Origin of the sequence: Olsenella massiliensis (assembly GCF_001457795.1) — a bacterium.
Classification (GTDB): Bacteria; Actinomycetota; Coriobacteriia; order Coriobacteriales; family Atopobiaceae; genus Olsenella_F; species Olsenella_F massiliensis.
The window spans coordinates 181,222-207,585 of the sequence record NZ_LN898210.1; the positions used below are offsets into that span (position 1 = coordinate 181,222).

General features: G+C 68.2%; 22 protein-coding genes and 2 pseudogenes. 23 read left to right on the forward strand and 1 reads right to left on the reverse strand.

The annotated features are described in order from the left end of the window. Positions 1-9: 9 nt before the first annotated feature. The 11 genes and pseudogenes from BN3001_RS02985 (at position 10) to BN3001_RS03035 (ending at position 14,429) form a co-directional block, all read left to right on the forward strand. Complete coding sequence (locus tag BN3001_RS02985; protein ID WP_058270323.1) at positions 10-921, forward strand: glycine--tRNA ligase subunit alpha; 912 nt, start codon at positions 10-12, stop codon at positions 919-921. A gap of 1 nt (position 922) precedes the next feature. After that, positions 923-3,019, forward strand: coding sequence for a glycine--tRNA ligase subunit beta (glyS, locus tag BN3001_RS02990; RefSeq protein WP_058270324.1), 2,097 nt, complete (start codon positions 923-925; stop codon positions 3,017-3,019). Positions 3,020-3,082: 63 nt separating this feature from the next. After that, positions 3,083-3,484: a kinase/pyrophosphorylase gene (locus tag BN3001_RS02995; RefSeq protein ID WP_058270325.1), complete on the forward strand. Its 402-nt coding sequence runs from the start codon at positions 3,083-3,085 to the stop codon at positions 3,482-3,484. A gap of 184 nt (positions 3,485-3,668) precedes the next feature. Then, positions 3,669-6,434, forward strand: a complete 2,766-nt coding sequence (gene ppdK, locus BN3001_RS03000) for a pyruvate, phosphate dikinase (RefSeq protein WP_058270326.1) — start codon at positions 3,669-3,671, stop codon at positions 6,432-6,434. 75 nt (positions 6,435-6,509) lie between these two features. After that, entirely contained in the window at positions 6,510-7,574 is a 1,065-nt protein-coding gene (locus BN3001_RS03005; RefSeq protein ID WP_058270327.1) for a deoxyguanosinetriphosphate triphosphohydrolase, read from the forward strand. A 91-nt stretch (positions 7,575-7,665) separates the two neighbouring features. Beyond that, positions 7,666-9,438: an ABC transporter ATP-binding protein gene (locus tag BN3001_RS03010; RefSeq protein WP_058270328.1), complete on the forward strand. Its 1,773-nt coding sequence runs from the start codon at positions 7,666-7,668 to the stop codon at positions 9,436-9,438. Positions 9,439-9,440: 2 nt separating this feature from the next. Next, complete coding sequence (locus BN3001_RS03015; RefSeq protein ID WP_058270329.1) at positions 9,441-11,180, forward strand: ABC transporter ATP-binding protein; 1,740 nt, start codon at positions 9,441-9,443, stop codon at positions 11,178-11,180. A 143-nt stretch (positions 11,181-11,323) separates the two neighbouring features. Then, positions 11,324-11,665 (forward strand): 50S ribosomal protein L19, encoded by a 342-nt coding sequence (rplS, locus tag BN3001_RS03020; protein WP_058270330.1) that lies wholly within the window; start codon positions 11,324-11,326, stop codon positions 11,663-11,665. A 50-nt stretch (positions 11,666-11,715) separates the two neighbouring features. Further along, positions 11,716-12,394: pseudogene (locus BN3001_RS08705) on the forward strand (ribonuclease HII). A 173-nt stretch (positions 12,395-12,567) separates the two neighbouring features. After that, the gene (locus BN3001_RS03030) at positions 12,568-13,155 is read left to right on the forward strand and encodes a YraN family protein (protein WP_058270331.1); all 588 of its coding nucleotides are present in this window, start codon (positions 12,568-12,570) and stop codon (positions 13,153-13,155) included. Next, on the forward strand, positions 13,155-14,429 hold the full coding sequence (locus BN3001_RS03035) for a YifB family Mg chelatase-like AAA ATPase (protein ID WP_058270332.1): 1,275 nt from the start codon (positions 13,155-13,157) through the stop codon (positions 14,427-14,429). The genes BN3001_RS03030 and BN3001_RS03035 overlap by 1 nt, the downstream gene beginning before the upstream one ends. Before the next feature lie 10 nt (positions 14,430-14,439). Here the strand turns inward: BN3001_RS03035 and BN3001_RS08675 are convergent. Next, a pseudogene (locus tag BN3001_RS08675) lies at positions 14,440-14,523 on the reverse strand (DUF2179 domain-containing protein); the annotation flags it as partial. Between BN3001_RS08675 and BN3001_RS03040 the strand changes: the two are divergent. From BN3001_RS03040 to ispG, 12 genes are all read left to right on the forward strand, one after another. Next, positions 14,497-15,195: a DNA-processing protein DprA gene (locus BN3001_RS03040; protein WP_328585288.1), complete on the forward strand. Its 699-nt coding sequence runs from the start codon at positions 14,497-14,499 to the stop codon at positions 15,193-15,195. The pseudogene BN3001_RS08675 and the gene BN3001_RS03040 overlap by 27 nt on opposite strands. After that, a complete protein-coding gene (gene trmFO / locus BN3001_RS03045) occupies positions 15,196-16,527 on the forward strand; it encodes a methylenetetrahydrofolate--tRNA-(uracil(54)-C(5))-methyltransferase (FADH(2)-oxidizing) TrmFO (protein ID WP_058270334.1) in 1,332 nt (443 codons plus the stop codon). After that, the gene (locus BN3001_RS03050; protein ID WP_058270335.1) at positions 16,520-17,485 is read left to right on the forward strand and encodes a tyrosine recombinase XerC; all 966 of its coding nucleotides are present in this window, start codon (positions 16,520-16,522) and stop codon (positions 17,483-17,485) included. The genes trmFO and BN3001_RS03050 overlap by 8 nt, the downstream gene beginning before the upstream one ends. A 234-nt stretch (positions 17,486-17,719) precedes the next feature. After that, on the forward strand, positions 17,720-18,523 hold the full coding sequence (gene rpsB / locus BN3001_RS03055; protein ID WP_058270336.1) for a 30S ribosomal protein S2: 804 nt from the start codon (positions 17,720-17,722) through the stop codon (positions 18,521-18,523). A 48-nt stretch (positions 18,524-18,571) separates the two neighbouring features. Beyond that, the gene (tsf, locus tag BN3001_RS03060) at positions 18,572-19,441 is read left to right on the forward strand and encodes a translation elongation factor Ts (RefSeq protein ID WP_058270337.1); all 870 of its coding nucleotides are present in this window, start codon (positions 18,572-18,574) and stop codon (positions 19,439-19,441) included. A 212-nt stretch (positions 19,442-19,653) separates the two neighbouring features. Continuing rightward, positions 19,654-20,373 carry a UMP kinase gene (gene pyrH, locus BN3001_RS03065; protein WP_058270539.1) on the forward strand — a complete coding sequence of 240 codons (720 nt, stop codon included), beginning with the start codon at positions 19,654-19,656 and terminating at the stop codon, positions 20,371-20,373. A gap of 9 nt (positions 20,374-20,382) precedes the next feature. Then, positions 20,383-20,934: a ribosome recycling factor gene (frr, locus tag BN3001_RS03070; RefSeq protein ID WP_058270338.1), complete on the forward strand. Its 552-nt coding sequence runs from the start codon at positions 20,383-20,385 to the stop codon at positions 20,932-20,934. Then, positions 20,935-21,720 (forward strand): isoprenyl transferase, encoded by a 786-nt coding sequence (locus BN3001_RS03075; RefSeq protein WP_058270339.1) that lies wholly within the window; start codon positions 20,935-20,937, stop codon positions 21,718-21,720. After that, a complete protein-coding gene (locus BN3001_RS03080; RefSeq protein WP_058270340.1) occupies positions 21,717-22,676 on the forward strand; it encodes a phosphatidate cytidylyltransferase in 960 nt (319 codons plus the stop codon). Before BN3001_RS03075 ends, BN3001_RS03080 begins: the two co-directional genes overlap by 4 nt. Continuing rightward, entirely contained in the window at positions 22,673-23,872 is a 1,200-nt protein-coding gene (gene dxr / locus BN3001_RS03085; RefSeq protein WP_235815023.1) for a 1-deoxy-D-xylulose-5-phosphate reductoisomerase, read from the forward strand. The genes BN3001_RS03080 and dxr overlap by 4 nt, the downstream gene beginning before the upstream one ends. Beyond that, a complete protein-coding gene (locus BN3001_RS03090) occupies positions 23,866-25,233 on the forward strand; it encodes a M50 family metallopeptidase (RefSeq protein WP_235815024.1) in 1,368 nt (455 codons plus the stop codon). Before dxr ends, BN3001_RS03090 begins: the two co-directional genes overlap by 7 nt. An 8-nt stretch (positions 25,234-25,241) precedes the next feature. Then, on the forward strand, positions 25,242-26,354 hold the full coding sequence (gene ispG, locus BN3001_RS03095; protein WP_058270341.1) for a flavodoxin-dependent (E)-4-hydroxy-3-methylbut-2-enyl-diphosphate synthase: 1,113 nt from the start codon (positions 25,242-25,244) through the stop codon (positions 26,352-26,354). Positions 26,355-26,364 lie beyond the last annotated feature (10 nt).

Below are 26,364 nucleotides of genomic sequence, written 5' to 3' on the forward strand. Positions count from 1 at the left end.
GCACGGAGGATGGATACGAAATCGCTGACGTTCCAGGACATGATCCTGGCCCTCGAGCACTACTGGGCGGACCAGGGATGCACCGTCATGCAGCCCTATGACTCGGAGGTGGGCGCCGGCACGTTCCACACGGCCACCCTCCTGCGCTCGCTCGGCCCCGCCGCGTGGCGCACCTGCTACCCGCAGCCCTGCCGCCGCCCCGCCGACGGGCGCTACGGCGAGAACCCCAACCGCATGCAGCACTACTACCAGTTCCAGGTGGTCCTCAAGCCGTCCCCGGCGGACTCCCAGGAGCTCTACCTCGGCTCGCTCTCGGCGATCGGCCTTGACCCCGCCGCCCATGACGTGCGCTTCGTCGAGGACGACTGGGAGAGCCCCACGCTCGGTGCCTGGGGCCTGGGCTGGGAGGTGTGGATGGACGGCATGGAGGTCACGCAGTTCACCTACTTCCAGCAGGTGGGCGGCATCGAGGTCGATCCCGTCCCCGTCGAGATCACCTACGGCCTGGAGCGCATCGCCATGTACGCCCAAGGCGTCGACTCGGTGTATGACATCGTGTGGAGCTATCTGCCCGACGGGACCCCGATGACCTATGGCACGGTGTTCCTCGAGAACGAGCGCGAGTTCTCGACGTACAACTTCGAGGTCGCCAACGTCGACCTCATGCGCGAGAAGTTTGACGAGTACGAGGCGGAGTGCCACGCCTGCCTACGGCGCAGGCTGCCGCTCCCCGCCTATGACTGCGTCATGAAGTGCAGTCACGCCTTCAACCTGCTGGACTCGCGCGGCGCCATCTCGGCCACCGAGCGCGCCAACTACATCCTGCGCGTCCGCGCCTTGGCCAAGGCCTGCTGCGAGTCATATCTGACGGAGGTGGCGTCCGCCGTCGAGGGCGCGGGCACGGAAGGGGAGGTGGCCTAGGATGGCCGAGACACGCGACTTTCTGCTCGAGATCGGCTGCGAGGAGATGCCCTCCGCGCCGCTCATGAACGCCCAGAGGCAGCTGGGCGAGCTCGTCCGCGCCGGCCTGGGGCAGGCGGGCCTCGCCTTCGAGGGCCTTGAGACCCTCTCCACGCCCCGTCGCCTCGCCGTCGTCGTCAGGGGGCTGCCGACCCGGACAAGGGAGGTCCGTGAGACCCGGCGCGGCCCTGCGGCCTCCATCGCGTTTGACGAGGGAGGAAGCCCCACGAAGGCTGCTCTGGGCTTCGCACGCAAGAACGCCGTCGACTCCGGCGACCTCGTGCGCCGACGTGACGCTGACGGCAAAGAATACGTCTTCGCCGAGCGCGTGAGCCCCTCCCGCCAGAGCGCCCAGATCCTCAGCGAGCTGTCCGAGCACGTCATGGCCTCCCTGGAGTGGCCCAACTACCGCTCCCAGCGCTGGGGCTGCGAGCGCCAGACCTTCGTGCGACCCGTTCGCTGGATCTGCGCCCTCTTCGGCGCCGAGGTGGTCCCCGTGACCTACGCGGGCGTCACGAGCGGCGCCACGACGCGAGGTCACCGGGTCATGGGTGCGGGCGAGCATGAGGTCAAGGACCCGGCGAGCTACGTGGAGACGCTCCGCTCCTGTCACGTGATGGGCGAGCGCGAGCGCGCGCAGGTCATCCGGGCGGGCATCGCCGACGTCGAGGCCGCCCGCGACGGTGCCCGGGTGGACACGCCCGCCCGCGTCTTTGACGAGGTCGTGAACCTCTGCGAGTGGCCCCACGTGCTCGTGGGCCGCTTTGACGAGGAGTTCCTCGCGGTGCCCGAGGAGATCATCAGCGAGTCCATGCTCTCCCACCAGCGCTACTTTCCCATCCTGGACGCCTCGGGCGCCCTCACGCGCGAGTTTGTCGTCGTCTCCAACGCCGACCCGGCCTGCGACGACACGGTGATCGACGGCAACGAGCGGGTCGTGAGGGCGCGCCTCGACGACGCCAAGTTCTTCTGGGAGGAGGACCTCAAGCGCCCTCTGGAGGACTACGTGAGCCGCCTGGGCACCGTCGTCTTCCAGGAGCGCCTGGGCACGGTCCTGCAGAAGGCCGAGCGCATGGAGGCCGTCGCCCCCGAGGTCGCCCGCGCGGCGGGCGCAGACGCCGACGTCGTCGCCCATGCGGCGCGCGCGGCCCGCCTTGCCAAGGCCGACCTCGTCACCCAGGCCGTCGTCGAGTTCACGAGCCAGCAGGGCGTCATGGGGGGCTATTACGCCCGGGCCGCCGGCGAGCCCGCCGACGTCGCCGACGCCATTCGCGAGCACTACCGCCCGCGGTTTTCCGGCGACGCGCTGCCCACCGGCGTCGTGGGCACGGCGGTCGCCGTCGCCGACAAGCTCGACACCATCTGCGGCATCTTTGCCATCGACGAGGCCCCGACGGGCTCCAAGGACCCCTTTGCGGTGCGTCGGGCGGCCATCGGCGTCATCGCACTGCTGCGCTCGCTGCCTCCCGTGAGCCTGTGCGCGCTCATCTCCCTCTCGCTCGACACCTATCAGTCCCAGGGGCTCCCGTTTGACCCCGAGGTCGCCCTTCGTGCGATCGTCGGCTTCTTCCAGGGGCGCCTGGCGACCATCGCCCGCGAGGACGGCGTCTCCGTCGACGTCATCGAAGCCGTCACGGCCGTCGGGGTCATCGACCCCGCCGAGTTCCTCGCGCGCGCCCACGCCCTCGAGGACGCCCGCTCAAGAGAGCCCGAGCTCTTCGAGGATCTGGCCCACGCCTACACCCGTGCCGCCCACCTCGCCGACTCGAGCCTGGCCGGCGAGCCGGACGAGACGACCATGAGCGACGCCGAGCGCGCGCTGCTCGCGGCCTGCCGCGTGGGGTCCGCCTCCGTGCGCGCCGCGCTCGCGGCGCACGACTACGAGGCCGCCTGCGTCGCCCTCGCCGAATTGCGCCGACCAATCGACCGGTTCTTCGAGGACGTTCTCGTCATGGACAAGGACACTGGTATCAGGGAGAATCGTCTTAGGCTCCTCAACCTGTTCGTCTCGGTCTTCACGGGCGTGGCGGACGTCGGGGCGCTCTCCAGGGCGCAATAGGGCCAGCAGCATCGTTTGTGCCGCGAACGTCGTCGGCGGCACCGAGGATTGGGAGGACCATAGATGGTGGAAGATTCGCTTGGCGTGGACATCTTCTCGGACGTCACCCCCGTCGTGTTCGTGCTCTCCGACGCGCGCGGCGAGACTGCGGCGAGCGTCGTCGAGGCGGCAGCCGATCAGTTCAGCGACAAGGTCGTGACCATCAAGCAGCTCGGCAACGTCAAGTCCTTGGACATGGTTCGCACGTACCTGGACTCCAACATCACCGCGGACGTGCCCCTGGCGGTGTTTCACACGATCGTCGATCGCAACCTGCGTCGTGACATCCGCCGCGAGCTTGACAGCCGGGGCATTCCGAGCATTGACCTGCTCGGCCCCGCCATCACGGTCATCTCGACGCTCACGGGCGAGGAGCCCCGCTACGAGGTGGGCCGCCGCAGCGACAACGAGGCTCAAGTCGGCTAGCACATCCAGGCCCTCGTCTGCGCCACAAATATGCCAGGTGGTCAAAGGATTCGATGTTTGGCGGACCTCCCAGGCTCGCGGCGTTGCTGACTAGAATGGATTCGATAGGGAGGCGGCGTTTTTGGACGCCGTCTTGCAGGAATGGTACGGACAGTCCGTGCCTGGCTATTGATTGGGGTGTCGCATGGCTGAAAAGCATGTATATCGCTTCGGCGTGGACGAGAACGGCCAGAACGTGACGGAGGTCGCCGGCGACTCCGTCGAGAAGGCGCGGTGGATCACCGGCGGCAAGGGCGCCAACCTCGCCGAGATGGCCAACATCGGCCTGCCCGTCCCCCCGGGCTTCTCCATCACCTGCCAGACCTGCGTCGCCTATTCGAACGCCGGCAACGTCTGGCCCGACGGCGTCCTCGACGAGATCGACGGATATCGCCAGGACCTCGAGCGTCGCATGGGCAAGAAGATCGGCGACGCCGATGACCCGCTGCTCGTCTCCGTCCGCTCCGGCGCCCCCTTCTCCATGCCCGGCATGATGGACACGGTTCTCAACCTCGGCCTCAACGACCAGTCGGTCCTGGGTCTCATCAAGAAGACGGGCAACGAGCGCTTCGGCTGGGACTCCTACCGTCGCTTCATCCAGATGTTCTCCAACGTCGTCATGGGCGTCGAGGGCCAGCTCTTCGAGGATGCCATCACCGAGATGAAGCGCGCCAAGGGGGTCAAGCTCGACACCGACCTCGACGCCGACGACCTCAAGGAGCTTACGGACCAGTTCAAGCAGATCTTCGCCAGGAACGTCGACTCCCAGGCCCATCCCGAGGTCGCCCCCGACGGCGTCGCCGCCTTCCCGCAGGACCCTCTGCTCCAGCTGCGTCTTGCCGAGCAGGCCGTCTTTGGGTCCTGGAACACCGAGCGCGCCATCCTCTACCGCAAGCAGAACAAGATCGACGACACGCTCGGCACCGCCGTCAACGTCCAGGTCATGGTCTTCGGCAACATGGGCGACACTTCGGCCACCGGCGTCGCGTTCACGCGCAATCCCGCCGACGGCACCAACGAGCGCTACGGCGACTTCTTGGTCAACGCACAGGGCGAGGACGTCGTGGCCGGCATCCGCAACACGGAGCCCATCTCGGACCTTCCCAAGATCGCCGGCCTCGAGAAGGCGGGCGAGGACCTGTATCGCGTCTTCGAGATCCTCGAGGACCACTACGCCGACATGATGGACCTCGAGTTCACCATCCAGGAGGGCAAGCTCTGGATGCTGCAGACCCGCGTGGGCAAGCGCACCGCCCTCTCGGCGCTCAAGGTTGCCATGCAGATGGTTGACGAGGGCCGCATCACCAAGGAGCAGGCGATCCTGCGCGTGGCGCCCGACCAGCTCGACCAGCTGCTGCACCCCCAGCTTGACCCCAGCGCGGACTTTGAGGTGGCCGCCAAGGGCATGAACGCCAGCCCCGGCGCCGCCGTCGGCGCGGTCGTCTTCTCCTCCGACGCCGCCGTCCACTACGCCAACGTCGAGAAGCCCTGCATCCTCGTCCGCTGGGAGACCACGCCCGACGACCTCAAGGGCATGGTGGCCGCCGAGGGCATCCTGACCTCGCACGGCGGCAAGACCTCGCACGCGGCCGTCATCGCCCGCGGCATGGGCACCCCCTGCGTCTGCGGTGCCGAGGCGCTCAGGATCGACGCCAAGAACAAGGAGGTCTCCATCGCCGGCACCGACATCACGCTGCACGAGGGGGACATCATCTCCATCAACGGCACGACGGGCGACATCATCGTGGGCGCCGTGCCCCTGAAGCGCCCCGAGCTCACCGGTGACCTCGAGCACATGCTCCAGTGGGCCGACGAGGTTCGTCGGGACGCCTCGCGCGGTCGCATCTTCGGCGTGCGCACCAACGCCGACAACCCCGAGGACGCGCAGCTCTCCGTTGACTTCGGCGCCGAGGGCATCGGCCTCGACCGCACGGAGCACATGTTCCTCGGCGAGCGCAAGCAGATCATCCAGTCCTTCATCCTCGCCGAGACCGACGGCCAGAAGCAGCAGGCCCTCGGCCAGCTCCTCAAGGCCCAGACCGGCGACTTCGAGGGCATGTTCAGGGCCATGGACGGCAAGGCCGTCATCGTGCGCCTGCTCGACCCGCCCCTGCACGAGTTCCTCGACGACCCCCGCGAGCTTGCCGTCGAGATCGCCCATGCCGAGGGCCGCGGCGAGAACGAGACCCAGATCGAGGCCATGCGCGAGCGCCTCGCCCGCCTGGACTCCTTCCAGGAGGCCAATCCCATGCTCGGCCTGCGCGGCTGCCGTCTGGGTATCGTCTATCCCGAGCTCAATGACATGCAGGTTCGCGCCATCGCCGGCGCCGCCGCCGCACTCAAGAAGCAGGGCCTTGACCCCAAGCCCGAGATCATGGTCCCGCTCATCTCCACGGTCGAAGAGCTCAGGCTCGTCCGCGAGCAGGTCGAGGCCGGCATCAAAGCCGTCGAGGAGTCCGAGGGCGTGGAGCTCTCCATCCCCATCGGCTGCATGATCGAGCTGCCGCGCGCGGCCGTGACCGCCGACGAGATCGGCATGTACGCCGACTTCTTCTCCTTCGGCACCAACGACCTCACGCAGACCGCCTTCGGCTTCTCGCGCGATGACGTCGAGAGCGCCTTCATCCCGCAGTACCTCGCCAAGAAGGTCCTCAAGACCAACCCGTTCGAGACGCTTGACGCCGGCGTCGCCAAGCTCGTCGAGATGGGCGTCAAGGGCGGTCGTTCCGCCAACGAGACCATCGTCTGCGGCGTCTGCGGCGAGACGGGCGGAGACCCCGACTCCATCAAGATGTACTATGACCTCGGCCTTGACTACGTCTCCTGCTCGCCCTATCGCGTGCCCATCGCACGCCTCGCCGGCGCGCAGGCCAAGATCCTCTCCAACGGCGGGCCCGCGACGGTCGCCTAGGTGAGGCCAGAGCGGTAGAACGAGAGGGGGAAGGGGTCTGGCCCCTTCCCCCTCTCTTTTGGAAGGGAGTCTCCCATGGGCAAGGGCCTCGCCCTCATCAGTCGCGAGGATCTCGAGGGCAGGGAGCGACGGCTCCTTTGTTGTGCCGCCTGTCGAGCCGACCAGAGCAAGGGGAGGCTCCGCGCCGAGCAGGACGATCCCTACCGCACCTGCTTTCAGCAGGACCGCGACCGCATCCTTCACAGCAAGAGCTTCAGGAGGCTGGCCAACAAGACGCAGGTGTTCCTCGCGCCCGAGGGCGACCACTACCGCACGCGGCTCACGCACACGCTCGAGGTGGCGCAGATAGCCGGCTCGATAGCCCGGCCCCTCGGCCTCAACGAGGACCTCACCGAGGCCGTCGCGCTCGGGCATGACCTGGGCCACACGCCGTTCGGCCATGCCGGCGAGCGGGCCCTCAGGGCGGCGCAGGCCAAGGTCCTGAGCGTGGACCCTGCGGCGGAGGGCCTCTTCTCGCACAGTGAGCAGAGCGTCCGCATCGTCGAGACGCTCGAGCGGGACGGACGCGGCCTCAATCTCACGGCCGAGGTCGTAGACGGCATCCTCTGCCACAACTGCGGGCCTGTCGCCTCCACCCTGGAGGGGCGCATCGTCGCGCTTGCCGACAGGATCGCCTACGTGACCCATGACATGGACGATGCCAAGCGGGCGGGCTTGCTCAAGGAGGAGTCTCTGCCTGCCGCCTATCGCGACGTTCTGGGCACGAGCTCGTCGGAGCGCATAGAGACCATGGTCCATGACGCGGTCGAGACGAGCGCGCAGGCGGGGGACATCCTCATGTCAGACACGGTGGGCAGCGCCATGCTGGGCATGCGCCGCTTTCTCTTTGAGAACCTCTACCTGCACGGCGAGGCGAAGCGCGAGGAGCCCAAGGCGTCCCATCTCGTCTTTGAGCTCTTCCTGCACTTTTATGCCCACCCCGACGAGCTTCCGCCGGCATGCGAGGGCTGCGAGGACGACCCCCTCCATGTACGGGCGGCCGACCACGTGAGCAGCATGACGGACCGCTTTGCCATCCGCTGCTACGAGAGGATCAACGTCCCCAAGGCCTGGAGCCTGTCGGGGATGGCCGTGGTGTGAGCCATGCCCATGGTTCTGGGGTTGCCGGGCGTGGGAGGTCTTGCTATCCTTAAAAAGGTAACTGAGGTTAACTTTTTAAGGAGGCTCGACAGTGGAGACGCCATCAAGGGGAGGGGACTCACCCCTTGCCCGACTGTATGAGTGGTCCCGGCCCTATCACGGACTCTACCTGCTCTCGGTCCTGTTGGCGGTCGTCGGCGTCGCCGGCAGCGTCCTGCCGTACGTCGCCGCAGGCAACATGGTCGTGGCTGTCCTGCAGGGCAGGCGGGAGCTCGGCCTCTACGTCGGCTGGTGCGCCTTTGCGGCGGCAAGCTATGGCTGCTACGTCCTGTTCCACTATGCCTCGACGTCTGTCTCGCACCTTGCGACGTTCAGGACCATCTCCGCCGTGCGCAGGCTCGTCGCGACCAAGCTCGCCCGCGTGCCGATGGGCTATGTACTCGACACGCCCTCGGGCACCCTCAAGAACATCCTCGTCGAGAAGGCCGACGGCATCGAGACGGTCCTCGCCCACGTGGTGCCCGAGATGACCAGCAACCTCCTGGTGCCGGTGGTCGTCGTCGCCTATCTGTTCTCGCTCGACTGGAGGTTGGCGCTCGTCTCCCTTGCGACGCTGCCCGTCGGCGCGCTCGCGCTCGGCCAGATGATGCGCGACTATGAGAGCTGGTATGGCAGAACGGTCAGGACGGGCAACGAGATGTCGTCCGCGGCGGTCGAGTACGTGAACGGCATACAGGTGATCAAGGCCTTCGGTCGCTCGGCGAGCTCGTACGAGAAGTTCTCGACGGCCGCGCGGAGTTACGCTCGCTCCTACATCGACTGGATGGCCCACTGCCAGGTCTGGTCCGACCTGGCCCTTGCCATCATGCCCGCGACGCTGGTGGGAGTCCTGCCCGTGGGCTGCATGCTCGTCTCGGCGGGCCAGCTGGCCCCCGAGACCCTTATCCTGGCGGCCACGCTCTCCTTGGGCATCTTCCCACCGCTGTATGCCGCACTCAGCTTCTTCGACTCCCTCGCCCAGGTCGGGACCATCGTCGGGCAGATCTCGGGCGTGCTTGACGAGAGGGAGCAGCGCCGGGCTGACGATGGCGCCGTCCTGCCTGCGCTTGAGGACGTGCCCGGCATCGAGCTTTCGGGCGTGCGCTTCTCCTATGGTGATGTCGAGGTCCTCCATGGGGTGGACCTCTCCGTCAGGCCGGGCTCCGTCTGTGCCCTCGTGGGCCCCAGCGGCTCGGGCAAATCGACCCTGGCGCGGCTCATGGCCGGGTATTGGGACCCGGACGCGGGGACCGTGAGCCTTGGGGGCCGCAATCTCACGAGCCTCTCGGCACGCCAGCTCGCCAACGAGGTCGCCTATGTGTCCCAGGAGTGCTACCTCTTCAATGACTCGATCATGGAGAACATCCGGATGGGGCGGCCCGACGCGACGGACGCCGAGGTGATGGAAGCAGCCCGCCTCTGCGGATGCCACGAGTTCATCATGGCGCTCGACCACGGGTACCAGACCGTGGTGGGTGACGCCGGCGGTCACCTCTCGGGCGGGGAGCGTCAGCGCGTCGCCATCGTCCGCGCCATGCTGCACGACAGTCCCATCATCATTCTGGACGAGGCGACCGCCTACACGGACCCCGAGAGCGAGGCACAGGTGGAGGCCGCCGTCTCTCGCCTCATCCGCGGCCGCACGCTCGTCGTCATAGCGCATCGCCTCTCCACCATAACCACCGCAGACAGGATCGTCGTCGTGGACGGCGGGCTCGTGCGCGCCAGCGGGACGCATGAGGAGCTCATGGAAGAGTGTGCGCTGTACCGCAGGATGTACCTCACGCACAGGGGCGCCCGCGACGAGGCGCAGGAAGGGGAGTAGCCATGCTTTCTACCATCCGCGCGTACTTCGCCTTTGGGGGTGCAAACGCGGCCAAGCTGCGTCGAGGCATGGCATGGGCGGTGGCGAACTCCCTCTTCGAGGCGCTGCAGATTCTCGCCCTCTCCATCGTCCTCAGCGCCGTCGCGCGCCGCGAGCTCAGCTCGTCGACTGCCGTCTCGTCACTTCTCGTCATGCTTGTCTCCATCGCCGGCAGCTTCGTCACGGCTCACTTCAAGAGCCAGAACTTCTGCGACGGCAACTACTCCATGTGCGGCGAGAAGCGCGCCGCCATAGGGGACCACCTCCGCCTTTTGCCCATGGGCTACTTCAACGAGACCAGCCTCGGCGAGATGGCGAGCACCATGACGAGCACCCTCGATGACGTGCAAAACGCCGGCGGCATCGTCTACACCAACGTCATCTCGGGCCTCGTGCTCACCCTGATCATGTCCCTCGCGCTGGGCGTGATGGACCCGCGCTGCGGCTTGCTCGCGCTCGCCACCCTCGCCGGCGTGCTGGGGGTCATGGCCGTCATGCAGCGCGTCTCACGCGCCACCTCGCGCCGTCGAGTCGAGGCACAGCAGGGCCTCGTGGGCGCCGTCCTTGAATACGTGCAGGGCATGTCGGTCGTGAGGGCCTTCTCGGTCGCAAAGCGCGCCGAGAGTCGCCTTGGTGCGGCAATACGGTCCTGCGAGGCCGTCAACCTCGGCCTCGAGCTTCGCTTCATCGGCTTCATGGTGCTGGAGGCGGCAATCTGCAAGGCCGCCAGCGTTGGCCTGTGCCTCCTCTCTGTCCATCTTTGGGTCTCGGGCTCGCTTGAGACGGGCACCTGCCTCACCATGCTCGTCGCGTCGTTCCTGGTCTTCGCCAAGCTCGAGCTCGTCGGCAGCTATGCCAGCCTGCTGCGCATGATTGACCTCAGCATGGACAAGGTGAACGCGCTCATCGCCACGCCCCCCATGGACGAGGGGGCGGGCGTCGAGTCAAGCGAGGGCTTTGACATACGGCTGGAGGACGTCTCGTTCAGCTATGGGGGGCGTCGAGTGGTCGATCGCGTTTCGCTCGACATCCCTCAGGGCAGCTCCTGCGCCCTCGTCGGTCCCTCCGGCGCGGGCAAGACTACGCTCGCACACCTCATGGTGCGCTTCTGGGACGTGAGCGCGGGCCGCGTCCTCGTGGGGGGCCATGACGTGCGCGACTGGAAGGTAGACGCGCTCCTCTCCAACTTCTCCATGGTGTTCCAGGGCGTCTACCTCTTTGACGACACGGTCGAGAACAACATCAAGTTCGGCAGGCCTGAGGCCAGTCATGAGGAGGTGGTGGAGGCGGCCCGTCGCGCCTGCTGCGACACCTTCATCGAGAGCCTTCCCCAGGGCTACGAGACGAGGGTGGGCGAGGGCGGGGCTGCGCTCTCGGGTGGTGAGCGCCAGCGGCTCTCCATCGCCCGCGCCATCCTGAAGGATGCCCCCGTCGTCATTCTGGACGAGGCAACGGCAAACGTGGACCCCGAGAACGAGCTCGAGCTCCAACGTGCCGTCGAGGAGCTGAGACGCGGAAAGACGGTCATCATGATAGCCCACCGGCTGAAGACCGTGAGGACGGTTGACCAGATCGCGGTGATTGACGCCGGGAGGATCGTCCAGCGCGGAACCCATGACGAGCTCATGCGCTCGGGCGGCATCTACCGAGATTTCGTGGGCATGCGTGAGAGGGCAATCGGATGGAGGCTCGCCCGTTCCTAGGACAGACGCGCGTCTCGCGGCATGGAAGGGTGGAAATGATGAAATGCGGCTTGCCCTCGCGGGCCTTGAGTCCTACAATACTCTTTCGTGTGCAAAGCTATGTGTCACGCCAAGACGGTGGCACCTCTAGAGACGAGGAAACTATGGACTACATTCGCGCCATCGAGCGCCAGCAGATCCGCGAGGACATCCCGCAGGTCCGCGTCGGCGACAACGTCAAGGTTCACTACCGCATCAAGGAGGGCGACCGCGAGCGCGAGCAGGTCTTCCAGGGCGACGTCATCCGCATGAGCGGCGGCAGCTCCCGCGAGACCTTCACCGTCCGCAAGATCAGCTTCGGCGTGGGCGTCGAGCGCACCTTCCCCCTCCACAGCCTCAAGATCGCCAAGCTCGAGGTCGTCCGTCATGGCGCCGTCCGTCGCGCCAAGCTCTATTATCTGCGCGACCGCGTGGGCAAGGCGGCCCGCATCCGCGAGAAGCGCTAAGACGTCAGCGAAGGCCCCGGGAGACCGGGGCCTGTTCGTAAGGAGGTCCCATGGCGCGGCCGCAGGCCGCTTCGGCTCGCGAGGTCGCCGCCCTTCTGGGTGAGGCGGACGCGGACGAGCTGGGCGAGCTGATCGCACGGTATGCCGACGACCCGCGCCGGCAGGTGGCGCGCGCTTAATGGAACGGGACCCGCGTGCTCCTCCCCCCTTTCCCTACCCGGCGCTCTTCCGATCTGACCTCGAGGGCGCGCCTGCCCCTGTCTCTTATACACATCTAGATGTGTATAAGAGACAGGGGAGGTCCTGGCCGCCCGAATCCTGGCCGTGGCCGCAGCCGTGGGCGTCTGTCACGTCGAGCCCGCCGACATCGACGAGCTGGGCATGGGCCAGGCCCTGCGTCGGGCCATGGCGGGGGCCATACGCGACGCCGGCGTGACGCCCGCATGCGTCCTCATCGACGGCAACCCCGTCCATGTGCACCCGCTTGAGCGCACGGTGGTGCACGGCGACGCCCGCATAGCCTCCATCGCCGCCGCGTCCATCGTGGCCAAGGTCACGCGCGACGCCCTGATGCGCACCTACGACGAGGAGTATCCCGGCTATCACCTTGCGGCCTGCAAGGGCTATGCCTCCGCCGAGCACATAGCGGCCATCCGCGAGCGCGGGCTCACGCCGCTTCACCGGGCGAGCTTCTGTGGAAACTTCCTGGAGCCGCCCCGCCTCTTCTGAGGGCCTCGCGCCCGCCCTCGCAGCGGTCGCGTCTCATCCGGCCCCCTGAGCTTTTGAAACGGTCTGCCTGCGTCGCCTGCGCGACGCCGGCGCAGGCCGCCGCAGACGGGTGCGAGCCCCCCGCAAGTTCGGCCTGGCATCCTTGGCGTACGCACACGACCAAGGGGGGACCGATGGACGACGCCAGCTTTGTCTCGAGAATGACCTTCGGCAGGGGGGCTGAGGACCCCATGCCCGCCGACGCAGGGCCTGGTAAGGGCCTCGAGGCGCAGGAGGGGGCCGACGCCGTCCACGGTGACGTGGGCCCTGAGCATCTTCGCGCGCGCCAGGACGCCTGGTGGTCATCCGTGGACGACTGCTGGGAGCCCAAAGGCACCTCGCCCTATGACATGAGCCCGCGCGAGGTGGGCCGCCTCGGCGAGCGCCTTGCCGCCGGCTACCTCGCGCGCCGGGGCTTCGAGCTGCTGGAGCGCAATCTCGTCAATGCCGGCGGCGAGGCGGACATCGTCGCCAGGGATGACGATTGCGTCGTCCTCGTGGAGGTCAAGACGCGCGTCGCGCGCCCCGACGACGTTGACGTGGTCCCCGAGCTGGCCGTCACCAAGGACAAGCGCCGCCGCTATCGCAACATCGCCCTGGCCTACCTCCTCGAGCACGAGAGGACGGAGTGTCTGCGCTTTGACGTCATCGCCATCAAGGTGGAAGGCGAGCGGCAGGCTCATCTGCGGCACCTCGTCGGCGCTTTCGCCTGGGACCTCTGATGGCGGCGTCAAACGTGTCGGTGGCGTCGGCCTGCCTCTGGGGCGTCGAGGCGCTGCCCATACAGGTCGAAGTGGCCACGTCGGCGGGGCTGCCCGGCATCTCCATCGTGGGGCTCCCGGGGGCGGGGGTCATGGACGCCCGCTCGCGGGTGCGCTGCGCCCTCAAGTCCTGCGGGTTCAAGATGCCGCCCCTGCACTATACCGTCAACCTCGCGCCTGCTGGCATCAGAAAGAACGGCACGGGCTTTGACCTTCCCATCGCCGTGGCCGTCCTCGCCTTGAGCGGGCAGATGTCCACCGAGGGGCTCGACCGCTGCCTCTTCGTGGGCGAGCTGGGTCTGGCGGGCGAGGTGTGCGAGACGCGCGGCGCGGTGGCCTATCAGATGCTCGCTCGCAGGCTGGGGGCTCAACTCGTGGGCGCCGGCGGCGCGACGTTGGGTGCTGACGGCTGCGACCTGCGGTCCCTGCGGAGCCTGGCGGACCTTCGCCGGGGCGTGAAGGAGCTGCCTCGCGCGTCCCGCCCCGCCCCGGGCCTCGCGCCCAGTGGGGACGGTCGTGTCAAGGACCTCGACTTTGTCGACGTGTACGGCCAGGAGGAGGCAAAGAGGGCGCTGGTCATCGCCGCCGCAGGCAAACACGGCCTGCTCATGGTGGGGTCTCCCGGGGCCGGCAAGACCATGCTGGCCCGGCGCCTCCCCTCCATCCTGCCCCCTCTCACCGACGCCGAGCTCGAGGAGGTGCTGCTGATGTCGTCGGTGTCAGGCCAGCCCGTCGACGACCTGGCCGTCTCTCGGCGGCGACCCTTCAGGGCGCCGCATCATTCCGTCTCCCTGGGCGGCCTGGTGGGCGGCGGACGTCCCGTCATACCTGGAGAGATCTCCCTTGCCCATCATGGCGTGCTGTTTCTGGACGAGCTTCCGGAGTTTGCGACGAACGTCCTGCAGGCCCTGCGCCAGCCCATGGAGGACCGCTGCGTGCGCCTGGTGCGAGTGGACGGCCTCTACAGCTTCCCCTGCGACTTTCAGCTCGTGGCCGCGGCAAACCCCTGTCCCTGCGGGCATCTGGGAGACCCGGCGCGCAGCTGCAGCTGCGCGCCCGGGCGCGTCCAGGCGTACCAGGGACGCATCGGCGGGCCCCCCCTGGACAGGATCGACCTGCACCTTGACGTGAGGCGTCCGCCCTCGCAGCTCGTGGTGAAGGGGGTGCGGGGGGTGGGGTCCGCCCCTGTCCCCTATACCCCTCCAGATGGGGATAAGCGACAGCCGTGGGCCTGACTGTCTCGTTACGCCCGACCACCACCATCAGGACGGGGCGCGCATTGCCGCTCCACACCCCCCGCGCCTGCAGCTCGGTGCAGCCGCGCCCCAGGGTGTCGCGGGCGGCAGGACGATCATCGTGGCGGGCACCGGGGCCGACGTCACCTATCCGCAGAGCTCGCGCGACATCTTCCTGGAGGCTCCCGACCAGGGCGCCGTCGTCTCCCTGGAGCCCTGGGGCCAGGCACCGCGCCGTTACGCGTTTCCCAAGAGGAACCGCGTCATCGCCGCCCTGTCGCAGAGCCTGATCATCTGCGAGGCCGGGCTGCGGTCGGGAACCTTCTCGACCGCCGTCGCGGCCGATGACCTGGGACGCGACCTCTACGTGGTTCCCGGCAGCATCTTCTCGCCGGAGTCCATGGGCGCCAACCGGCTCATCGCCGACGGCGCCTGCGTCATCGCCTCCGAGATGGACCTCGAGCAGCGCATCGCGCTCGACTACGGCGTCCTCAGAATGGTGCGCGAGGGCGCCCGACGCTCCGAGGGAAGGCTGCTCGCGGCGCTCGTCAGCGAGCCGACGCGCCCCGACGACCTCGCCCGATACCTCCAGCAGGGCATCGTCCAGGTGCTGGGCGCGCTTGCCGACTATGAGTCGCGCGGCGTGGTGAGGAGGCTTCCCGACGGCCGCTTCAGCCTGACGGAGACGGCGTACCTCGCGCACGGTACAATGGGGGCGTCACATGACGCAGAGCCGGCAAACGCCGGGGGCGAGGGGGGCCGCTAGGTGCAGGACGCTCGGGTTATCGTCGTCGGCGGGGGGCTCGCGGGCTGCGAGTGCGCGCTGCAGCTGGCGCGACGCGGCGTCGCCGTGACGATCTTTGAGCAGCGCCCCGCCGTGACGTCGCCGGCGCATCATACGGGCGACTTCGCCGAGCTCGTATGCTCCAACTCGTTCAAGTCAACCCGTCATGACTCCGCGGCGGGCCTCCTCAAGGAGGAGCTGCGCGCGATGGGTTCCGTCCTGCTTTCCTGCGCCTTTGAGGCCCGCATCCCCGCGGGCGGGGCTCTCGCGGTGGACCGCGCGCGCTTCTCGAGGCTCGTCGGCGCCGCCCTTGAGGAGAGCCCCCTCATCGAGCTGCGTCGCCAGGAGCTGACGTCCGTGCCGGAGGGGCCCTGCGTCATCGCCGCGGGCCCCCTGTGCTCCCCGGCCCTGTTCGAGGACCTGCGCGCCCGTCTCGGCTCGTCCTCCCTGTCCTTCTATGACGCCGCCGCGCCCATCGTCGACGCCGAGACGCTCGATTGCTCGGTGGTCTTCGAGCAGTCCCGCTACGGGGGGGAGGGCGGCGACTATCTCAACTGCCCGCTGACCCGAGAGGAGTACGACGCCTTCCTTGACGAGCTCGTCTCGGCGCGGCGGACCATTCTCAGGGACTTTGAGCGCTCCGAGCTCTTCTGCGCCTGTCAGCCGGTGGAGGAGGTGGCTCGCACGGGACGCGACGCCCTGCGCTTTGGCGCCTTGAAGCCGGTCGGGCTCACCGACCCGCGGACGGGGCGCCGTCCCTGGGCCGTGGTGCAGCTGAGGGCCGAGAACGCCGCGCGCAGCGCCTACAACATCGTGGGCTTCCAGACCAACCTCACCTGGGGCGAGCAGGCGCGCGTGTTCCGGATGATTCCGGGGCTCGCGGGCGCGGAGTTCTTCCGCTTCGGCGTCATGCACCGCAACTCCTTCGTCGACGCCCCCCGCGCCTTGGACGAGAGCTTTGCCATACCGGGCACCAGCTGTCGGCTGGCGGGCCAGATCTGCGGCACCGAGGGGTATACCGAGGCGCTTGCCTCAGGTCTGCTCGCGGCCCTCAACACGGTTGCCGACCTGCACGGGATCGCCCGCGTCAGCCTTCCGGTCACGGGGGCGCTCGGCTCCTTGGTGGCCTGGGCGACCAACCCCGCCACGACGGACTATCAGCCCATGCACGTGAACTTCGGGCTGGTGCCCCCGCTCGCGGGCCCGCGCAAAAAAAAGCGCGAGCGCTATCAAGCCTACGCCGACCGCGCGACGGAGGACCTTGCCCGCTACCTGGCGAGCCGCCCGGAGCTCTTCGAGGTGTCCCATGCCTAGCGCCCGCCGCCACGCGGCCGCCGGCGACCTTTCCGAGCCTGTCGCCGGCCCCCAGGACGCCCGCCTCAGAGAGGACGAGGAGCGCTTCCTTGAGCACCTTCGCGTGGCGCGCGGCCTCTCGCCTCACACGATACGGGCCTACCGGTCCGACCTTGACGCCTATCGCTCATGGGTGGCGCGCCACGGCAGGGACGCGCGCGAGGTCTCCCATCGCGACCTGCGCGGCTTCTTGGGGGAGCTTTCGCGGGCGCACTACGCCACGACGACCATCGACCGTCGGCTCTCCGCCGTGCGCAGCTTCTATCGATGGCTCGCTCGCGAGGGGATCTGCGACAAGGTCGCCGCCGACGCGATCGCAAGCCCCAAGGCCGCCCGCTCGCTGCCTCGCACGATCGACGACGCGGACGTGAGCCGCCTTTTGGACGCCTGCGAGCAGGACGTCGCGGGACGCCGTGACGCCCTGCTCATCGAGCTGCTCTACGCCACGGGCGCGCGCATCTCCGAGGTCGCCCGGCTCACGGTGGGAAGCGTTGACGTCGCGCGCGGGCAGGTGCGACTGTTTGGCAAGGGCTCCAAGGAGCGCATCGTGCCGCTCTACCGCGGAATCGTCGAGCGGCTCTGCTCGTACGTGCGCGGCCCTCGCGCGGAGCTCGCGTCCCGGGCGCGCGGGGACAGGACCGAGGCCCTGTTCGTCTCGACCAGGGGTAACGCCATGAGCGCCGACGCGCTGAGGGCGGCCTTCGAGCGTCGGGTCAGCCTCGCGGGGCTCTCGGACGAGGTGACGCCGCACACGCTTCGTCACAGCTATGCGACCGAACTGCTCGCCGGCGGTGCCGACCTGCGCAGCGTCCAGGAGCTGCTGGGTCACGCAAGCCTCTCGACGACGCAGATCTACACGCACCTGTCGGCCGAGCGCCTGAAGGAGGCCGCGCGTCAGGCGCACCCGCGCGCCGAGTGACGACGCGCCGCCGCCCTTCCTCGTTCACTAACTGTGGATGAACGAGCATACGGCGTCGTTCTTGGTGGCGCGGACGTGGCGCGCCTGCTACAATCAAGAGCTGCCGTGCGACCGCACGGCGTCAATTCGCACGCGTGGCTACTCGAACCCCCTGGTGCCCAGGCCTCTTGCCAAGGCGTGGGTGGGGCTTTGGGACTGACACCACGCGGAGGCCCAACCAACGGAGGTTAGAACATGGCTGTCAAAATCAACATCCGCACCCTGCTCGAGGCCGGCTGCCACTACGGTCACCAGACCCGTCGCTGGAACCCCAAGATGAGGGAGTACATCTTCGGCGAGCGCAACGGCATCTACATCCTCGACCTCAAGAAGACCGTCCTCGGTGCCGACAGGGCCTACAGCTTCCTCAAGGAGACCGCCGCCAAGGGCGGGCGCGTGCTGTTCGTGGGCACCAAGAAGCAGGCCCAGGAGCCCGTCGCCGCCCAGGCCGAGCGCGCGGGCATGCCCTACATCAACCAGCGCTGGCTCGGCGGCATGCTCACCAACTTCGTGACCATGCGCTCCCGCATCGACCGCATGGAGGAGCTCGAGGCCATGGTGGAGGACGGCCGCATGGCGCTTCGCGGCAAGAAGGAGCAGGCCGTGCTCACCAAGGAGCTTGAGAAGCTCCAGCGCAACCTCGGCGGCGTCCGCGACATGAAGAGCCTGCCCCAGGCCCTCTTCGTCATCGACTCCAAGCGCGAGGAGATCGCGATTCGCGAGGCCAACCGCCTGCACATCCCCGTCGTCGCCCTGCTGGACACCAACTCCGACCCCGACGTCGTCGACTACGGCATCCCCGCGAACGATGACGCCATCCGCTCGGTGAACCTCATGTGCGAGCTCGTCGCCGACGCCGTCCTCGCGGGCTCCGGCAAGGAGCAGATCAGCGTCGAGGAGATGGAGGCCGGCCAGACCACGCCTGCCGTCGAGACGACCCCCGCTCCCGAGCCCGCCGCCGCGCCCGAGGGCGCGCCCGACGCCGGCAAGGCCGAGTAGCTCGAGCCCAGACACATCAGCTCTCAGGACCCAAGAAGGAGACACACCATGGCCAACGTTACCGCCGCAATGGTCAAGCAGCTGCGCGAGATGACCGACTCGCCCATGATGGAGTGCAAGAAGGCCCTCGTCGAGGCCGACGGGGACATCGAGAAGGCCGTTGACGTGCTGCGCAAGATGGGCGTCGCCAAGGCCGTCAAGCGCGCCGGCCGCGACACCAACGAGGGCACCATCGCCACGCACATCTCCGAGGACGGTAAGGTGGGCGCGATTCTCGAGCTCACCTGCGAGACCGACTTCGTGGGCACGAACCCCAAGTTCACCGACTTTGCCGCCGAGCTCGCCAAGGTCGTCGCGCAGAACGACCCTGCGGACGTCGAGGCGCTCAAGGCCTGCGCCATGGGAGACGCGACCGTGGCCGACGAGCTCACCGAGATGATTCACGTCATCGGCGAGAACATGAAGATCGCCCGCTTCCGCCGCGTGAGCGTCGAGGACGGCGCCCTCTCCTCCTACGTGCACCTGGGCGGCAAGCTTGCCGACCTCGCCTGGTTCTCGCTCACCAAGGCCGAGACGGCGCAGAGCGACGCGTTCAAGGTCTTCGCGCATGACGTCGCCATGCAGGTCGCCGCCGCCGCGCCCGTGGCTGCCAGGCGCGAGGACGTGCCCGCCGAGACCGTGGAGCACGAGAAGTCCATCTACATGGCCCAGGCCGCCGAGTCCGGCAAGCCCGCGTTCATCCAGGAGAAGATGGCCGTCGGCAAGCTCGAGAAGTTCTACAAGGAGATCGTCCTCACCGAGCAGGAGTTCATCAAGGACTCCTCGATGACCATCGCCGATTACGCCGCCAAGGTCGGCAAGGAGCTCGGCGACACCGTCAAGGTGGAGGGCTTCGTCCGCTTCGCCTTCGGGGAGTAGGTCTCGGGGCCTGCGGATGCTGCGCCTGCCAGGCCCGCACCACACGGTGCGGGCCTTTTTTGGGCCGCGCGGTCGTCGCGCACGAGGCGGACGGCATGCCTTTGCGGGCGCGTCCGCGTCGCGGGGGAGGGGGGAGTCTGCGGGCTCTGGTAGAATTGACGGGGCCAGGCTGCTGCCGGGCCACGTGACGGGCTCGCGTCTGGAGGTCAATGGTGACTACGTACAAGTACAAGCGCGTCTTGCTCAAGCTGTCCGGCGAGGCGCTCATGGGCGACAAGGACTTCGGGATCGACCCCTGCGTCCCCCAGAAGATCGCCGACGACATCAAGCCCGCCTATGACAACGGCGTGCAGATAGCCGTCGTCGTGGGCGGCGGCAACATCTTTCGAGGCCTCTCCGGCGCCGCCGCCGGCATGGATCGCGCCCAGGGCGACAACATGGGCATGCTTGCGACGGTCATCAACTCCCTCGCGCTGCAGGACTGCTTCGAGCGCAATGGCATGCAGTGCCGCGTCATGAGCGCCATCGAGATGCACCAGGTGTCCGAGACCTACATTCGGCGCCGTGCGATTCGCCACCTCGAGAAGGGTCGCATCACCATCTTCGCGGCGGGCACCGGCAATCCCTACTTCACCACCGACACGGCGGCGGCCCTCAGGGCCTGCGAGATCGGTGCGGAGGTGCTCATGAAGGCGACGCAGGTGGACGGCATCTACGACGCCGACCCCCGCACGAACGAGGATGCCACCAAGTACGATACCATCAGCTACACGGAGGTCCTCCTCAAGGGTCTGCAGGTCATGGACTCCACGGCCACGGCGCTCTGCCATGACAACCACATGCCCATCATGGTGTTCAACCTTGATGGCACCGACATATTCGAGCGCGCCCTCAAGGGCGAATCCGTGGGAACGACCGTCGTTGACGAATAGGAGACAGCTATGAGCGAGTACACCGACTCGGCCAAGAGGCACATGGAGAAGTGCGTTGACGCCCTGGGCCACAACTTCTCGAAGGTACGCACGGGGCGCGCCAACCCCCATGTCCTCGATGACATCCGGGTTGACTACTACGGTCAGTCAACCCCGGTCAACCAGCTCGCGGGCATCAAGTCCGAGGCGTCCCTGCTCATCGTCGAGCCCTGGGACAAGAGCTCCCTCAAGGCCGTCGAGAAGGCCATCGCCTCCTCGGACCTTGGCATCACGCCCAGCAACGACGGCGTGAGCATTCGTCTGCCCTTCCCCAAGCCCACCGAGGAGCGCCGCCGCGAGCTTGCCAAGGAGTGCAGCAAGTACGCCGAGGAGGCGAAGATTTCCGTGCGCAACGCCCGTCGCGACGCCAACAGCCTTGCCGAGCGCGCCGAGAAGGCGGGCGACCTCTCCGAGGACGACGTCAGTCGCGAGAAGAAGTCCATCCAGAAGCTCACGGATGGCTTCATCGAGCGGATCGACGCCATGCTCAAGGCGAAGACCGCCGAGGTCATGGAGATATAGGTGGAGTTTGACCTCGACAAGCTGCGCGCGCACTATGCCGACGCCCGGAAGGACGTCTCCCTGGCCGACGTCGACCTCTCGCGCCTGCCCTCCCACGTCTCGATCATCATGGACGGCAACGGCCGCTGGGCCCAGGCCCGGGGCCTCGACCGCTCCCGAGGCCACGTCGCCGGCGTGGACGCGCTGCGCGAGACGGTCACGACGAGCGTGCGTCTGGGGCTGGACGTGCTGTCGGCCTACGCCTTCTCCACTGAGAACTGGCGTCGTCCCCAGCGCGAGGTTGACCTGCTCATGCACCTGTTCGCCACCACGCTCGTCAAGGAGCTCCCCCTCTTTCGCCAGGAGAACGTGAGGCTGCGCTTCCTGGGCGACCTCGATGCCCTGCCCCGCAAGACCCACGACGTCTTCATGCGCGGCCTGGACGAGACGGCCGGCAACACCGGCATGACCTTCGCGCTGGCGGTCAACTACGGCTCGCGCGCCGAGATCGCCCGTGCCGCCCGCCTTGTCGCCCTCGACGTCGTCGAGGGGCGCTCGCGCGTCGAGGACGTCGACGAGGAGACGCTGGGACGGCACCTCTACACGGCGGGGCTTGCTGACCCTGACCTGCTCATTCGCACCTCCGGCGAGCTGAGGCTCTCCAACTACCTGCTGTGGCAGCTGGCATACACGGAGCTGTACGTGTCACGCGTGTTGTGGCCCGACTTCGATCGCTGGGAGCTGCTTCGCGCCATCCGGGACTTTCAGTCCCGCGACCGCCGCTTTGGGGGTGTCCACTCGTCGTGAGCGACGCATCTGGCACAGAGGGCCGCAGGACGGAGGCGCGGCGCACGCGCGGCCTTGACGCGGGCATAGACCTGCTCGAGCGCATCCGCCTGAGGCGGGAGCCCCGGCGCGACCGCGGCGACCTGCGTTCCCAGAAGGTCCGTGCGCGCACCGAGAGGGTCCTCACTCGCGTGCTCACCGGCGCCATCTACGCCCTCACGACCCTGGTGGCCATCCTCTTGGGGAGCCTTCCCACGGCAGTCGTCGTCTGCTCCATGTCCTGGCTCTGCTGCTCCGAGTTCTACAAGCTCACGCGCCTCTCGGGCCGCATGCCCAACGAGGTGGTCGGCCTGGCCGCCGCCGTCGTCTTTCCCCTGATGCCCCTCACGGGACGTCTCGTGGGGTCGCTCGTGGCGCTGTTCGTGTTCATAGCCCTTGTGGCGGGCTGGTACGTGGTGACGCCGCGGGCCAACGTCTCGGACGTCGCGATCACGTTCTTCGGCCCCGTCTACACCTCGCTGACCCTCTCGTGCATCGTGATCATCCGCATGTGCGACGGCGGCGTCAACGGGCAGCTGCTCACCTTTGGCGTCATGGGGTCGGTGTGGCTCAACGACTCGCTCGCGTACTTTGCGGGCTCGCGCTTCGGCAAGCATAAGCTCGCCCCGCGCATCTCGCCCAACAAGAGCGTCGAGGGGCTCGTCGCGGGCCTGCTCGGCAGCGTCCTCGTCTGGATCCTCATGTGGCTGCTGGGCGTGCGCGGCCTCACCCTGGGCCTCGCCGTGGCGGGCGGTCTACTCGTGGGCGTCTTCGCCGTCGTGGGCGACCTCTTTGAGTCGCGCATCAAGCGCGGCGTCGGCGTCAAGGACTCCGGCACCATCATGCCGGGCCACGGCGGCCTTCTCGACCGCTCGGACTCCATGCTCTTTGGTGCCACCGTGGCGTTTTTGCTTCTCTATCTAGGAGGTATGCTGTGAGCATCCTCGACGAGCCGCCCGTCCCTTGCGGCGGGCGTCCGCGCCCTCTTCGTCTTGCCATCCTGGGCGCCTCGGGCTCCATCGGCACGCAGGCTCTGGACGTCTGCCGCCGTCATCGTGACCGCCTTGAGGTCTACGGCCTGTCCGTCAACGGCTCCGTCGCCGCGGCGGTGCGCGCCGCGCGGGAGTTTGGCGCTCGCCGCGTCGTCATCACCGACGAGGCGCATCGCGATGACGCCGCCCTTTCTGACCTGCCTGCGGGCTGCCGCGTCGACGTGGGTGCCGCCGCGCTCGAGGACCTCGCGCGCGACGCCGAGGTGGACTGCGTGCTCAACGCCGTGACGGGCTTTGCCGGCATCGGCGCCGGCTTCGAGGCGCTCAAGGCGGGCAAGATCCTGACCTACGCCAACAAGGAGTCCCTCGTCGTGGGGGGCGACCTCCTCATGCCGCTTGCGCGTCCGGGACGCTTTCGTCCCATCGACTCCGAGCACAGCGCCATCTTCCAGTGCCTCGTGGGGGAGCGCCACGAGCGGATTCACGCCCTGTGGCTCACCTGCTCGGGCGGTCCCTTCTTCGGTCGCAGTCGCGAGGAGCTCGCGCGCGTCACGGCTGCCGAGGCGCTCAGGCACCCCACCTGGTCCATGGGTCCCAAGATCACGATCGACTCGGCGACGCTCATGAACAAGGGGCTCGAGGTGCTCGAGGCGCACCAGCTCTTTGACGTGTCGGTCGACCAGGTGCGGGTCCTCGTCCACCGCGAGAGTCGCGTCCACTCGATGGTCGAGTTCTCCGACGGGGTCGTGAAGGTGCAGCTCGGCCCCTCGGACATGCGCACGCCCATCCAATACGCCCTGAGCTACCCGGAGCGCTGGGACTGTCCCCAGGAGCGCGTGGACTACTGCGCCATCGGGAGCCTGAGCTTTGACGCCCCCGACGAGGAGGCGTTCGGCTGCCTGGCGCTCGCCCGCGAGGCGGGGCGCGTCGGCGGCACGCTTCCCTGCGCCATGAACGCGGCCAACGAGGTCGCCAACGCGCGCTTCCGGAACGGGGTCTGCGGCTTCTTGGACATCGAGGCCTGCGTGAGCGCCGTCATGAACGCCACGGACGTCGAGCGGGTCGAGTCCCTCGGCCAGCTTCGTGACGTGGATGGTCGGGCCCGTCGGCAGGCCGAGGCCTTCCTGGGGTCGCTGTGCTGACGGCCGCCTGCGCAGGCGCGCTTTCGGCGGCGTTCTGGGGCGTGCTCGTCCTCTCCCTGCTCGTCTTCGTGCACGAGGGGGGTCACTACCTCATGGCGCGCGCCTGCGGCATGCGCGTGACGGAGTTCTTCCTGGGCATGCCCTGCAGGCTCAAGCTGTCGTGGAAGTCGCGGCGACGGGGCACGGAGTTTGGCGTGACGCCCCTGCTTCTGGGGGGCTACACGCGCATCTGCGGCATGGGGGGCGTCCAGGACGAGCTGCTGGGCGCCTGCTTCGAGCTGGTCCAGCGCCAGGGGCGCGTGAGCCTGCCCCAGGTGGCCCAGACCCTGGGCGTCGACGAGGGACGTGCCTACGACCTGCTCGTCACCCTGTGCGACTGGGCGGCCATCAGGCAGCGGCCCGCCGCGACGGGCGACGACGCGCGCTTCGAGACCCTCGCGCGCGACGGGCGCTTTTTGACCGAGTACGATCGCGGCTGCGACTTCGCCCTGCCCGGATGCACCGACGCGGGCGCGCCGCGCCCCCTGGACGGGGACGTCGCCTCCGCCCTCGACAGGGAGCGCTCGTTCACCTACCTGGGAAAGGGCTTCGTCCGCCGCACGCTCACCCTTCTGGCCGGCCCCCTCGTCAACCTGCTTTTCGCATTCGTGGTCATGACGGCGGGACTCTGCCTCGTGGGGACCGACGTTGCCTCCGGCAGCAACGTCGTCGGGTCCGTGGGCGACGGCAGCCTCGCCCAGGCGGCGGGGCTTCAGGCGGGCGACGCCGTCGTCTCCGTCGATGGCCGACCGGTGAGCGACTGGGCCGGCGTCGCGCAAGCCCTGTCGGGGGTGCTGGGGGAGGGGCGCGACTTCTCCCTTGACGTCATGCGCGCGGGCGAGACCATCACGCTTTCCGTCGACGTCCCCGACGGCCAGGACGTCCAGGCCATCGGCATCAGGCCCACCACCCGCAAGGTCAGGATGGGCCTCGTCGAGGCCTCCCGTGTCACCCTGTCCTACGGCGCCTCGGTGGCGGGCTTTGCCGTTCGGCTCATCATGCCGCAGCACACGCTTGAGACGATCCAGGGCACCTCGTCGGTGGTGGGCATCTCGGCCATGGCGAGCGAGGCGGCCTCTGCGGGCGCCTACCCGCTGATCCTCTTCATGGCGCTCGTCTCCATGTCGCTGGGCGTCATGAACCTGCTGCCCATCCCGCCGCTGGACGGGGGCAAGGTCATCATCGAGCTGATTCAGCTCGTCCTGCGCCGCCCCCTTTCGCTCAGGGTCCAGACGGCCGTGAGCTACGTGGGGCTCGCCCTCTTCGTCCTCATCTTCGTCATCGCCTTGAGGAACGACGTCTTGCATCTCATGCTCGGATAGGAGGACCCATGAACCTTCCGAAGGGGCGACGGTTTCCCCATCCGCCGACGGAAGACGCCCGCCGTGCCACGCACCAGGTTCGCGTGGGATCCGTCGCCGTGGGCGCAGGAGCGCCCATCTCGGTGCAGTCCATGTGCACCACCAAGACGGACGACGTTTCCGCGACGCTGTCGCAGATCGCCCTGCTCGCGCGGGAGGGCTGCGAGATCGTCCGCGTGGCCGTCCCGAACGCCCGCTCCCTCGACGGGTTTGCGGCCGTCTGCGAGGCGAGTCCGCTGCCCGTGGTGGCCGACATCCACTTTGATTACCGTCTGGCGGTCGAGGCCGCACGGCGCGGCGCCGCGGCGCTGCGCATCAACCCCGGCAACATCGGCTCCCTCGATCGAGTGGACGCGGTCATCGACGCGGCGGGGGAGGCGCACATCCCCATTCGCATCGGGGTCAACGCGGGCTCGCTCGACCCTGCGGTGGACGGGCGGGATGACCTCACCCTGTCCGAGAAGCTCGTTTACTCCGCGGCATCCTTCGTGAGGCACGTGGAGGGGCGGGGCTTTCATGACGTCGTGCTCAGCGCCAAGGCGCACTCCGTCCCGGTGACGCTCGCCACCTACCGCGCCCTCTCGCGCGAGCTGCCCCACGTGCCCCTGCACGTGGGCGTGACCGAGGCGGGCGGCCTGCGCCAGGGCACCGTCAAGAACTGCGTTGCCGTGGGCGTCCTGCTCGAGGAGGGCATCGGCGACACGATGCGCCTCTCGCTGACGGCCGATCCCGTCGAGGAGGTCCGCGTCGCCTGGGACCTCCTGGGCGCCCTGGGCCTCAGGCGCCTGCATCCCGAGCTTGTCAGCTGCCCCACCTGCGGACGCTGCCAGGTGGACCTCATCGGGATCGCCGACGAGGTCCAGCGGCGCCTCCAGGAGGTTGACGCGCCGCTCTCCGTCGCCGTGATGGGCTGCGTCGTCAACGGGCCCGGCGAGGCGCGCGACGCCGACCTGGGCATTGCCTGCGGCCTGGGGCAGGGCGTGCTCTTCGAGAACGGTCGGCGCGTCAGGAACGTTCCCGAGGAGCGCATCGTGGACGAGCTCATGAACGAGGTGGCCAAGAGGGTCGCCGGCACGTCCTAGCGCGAAGCCG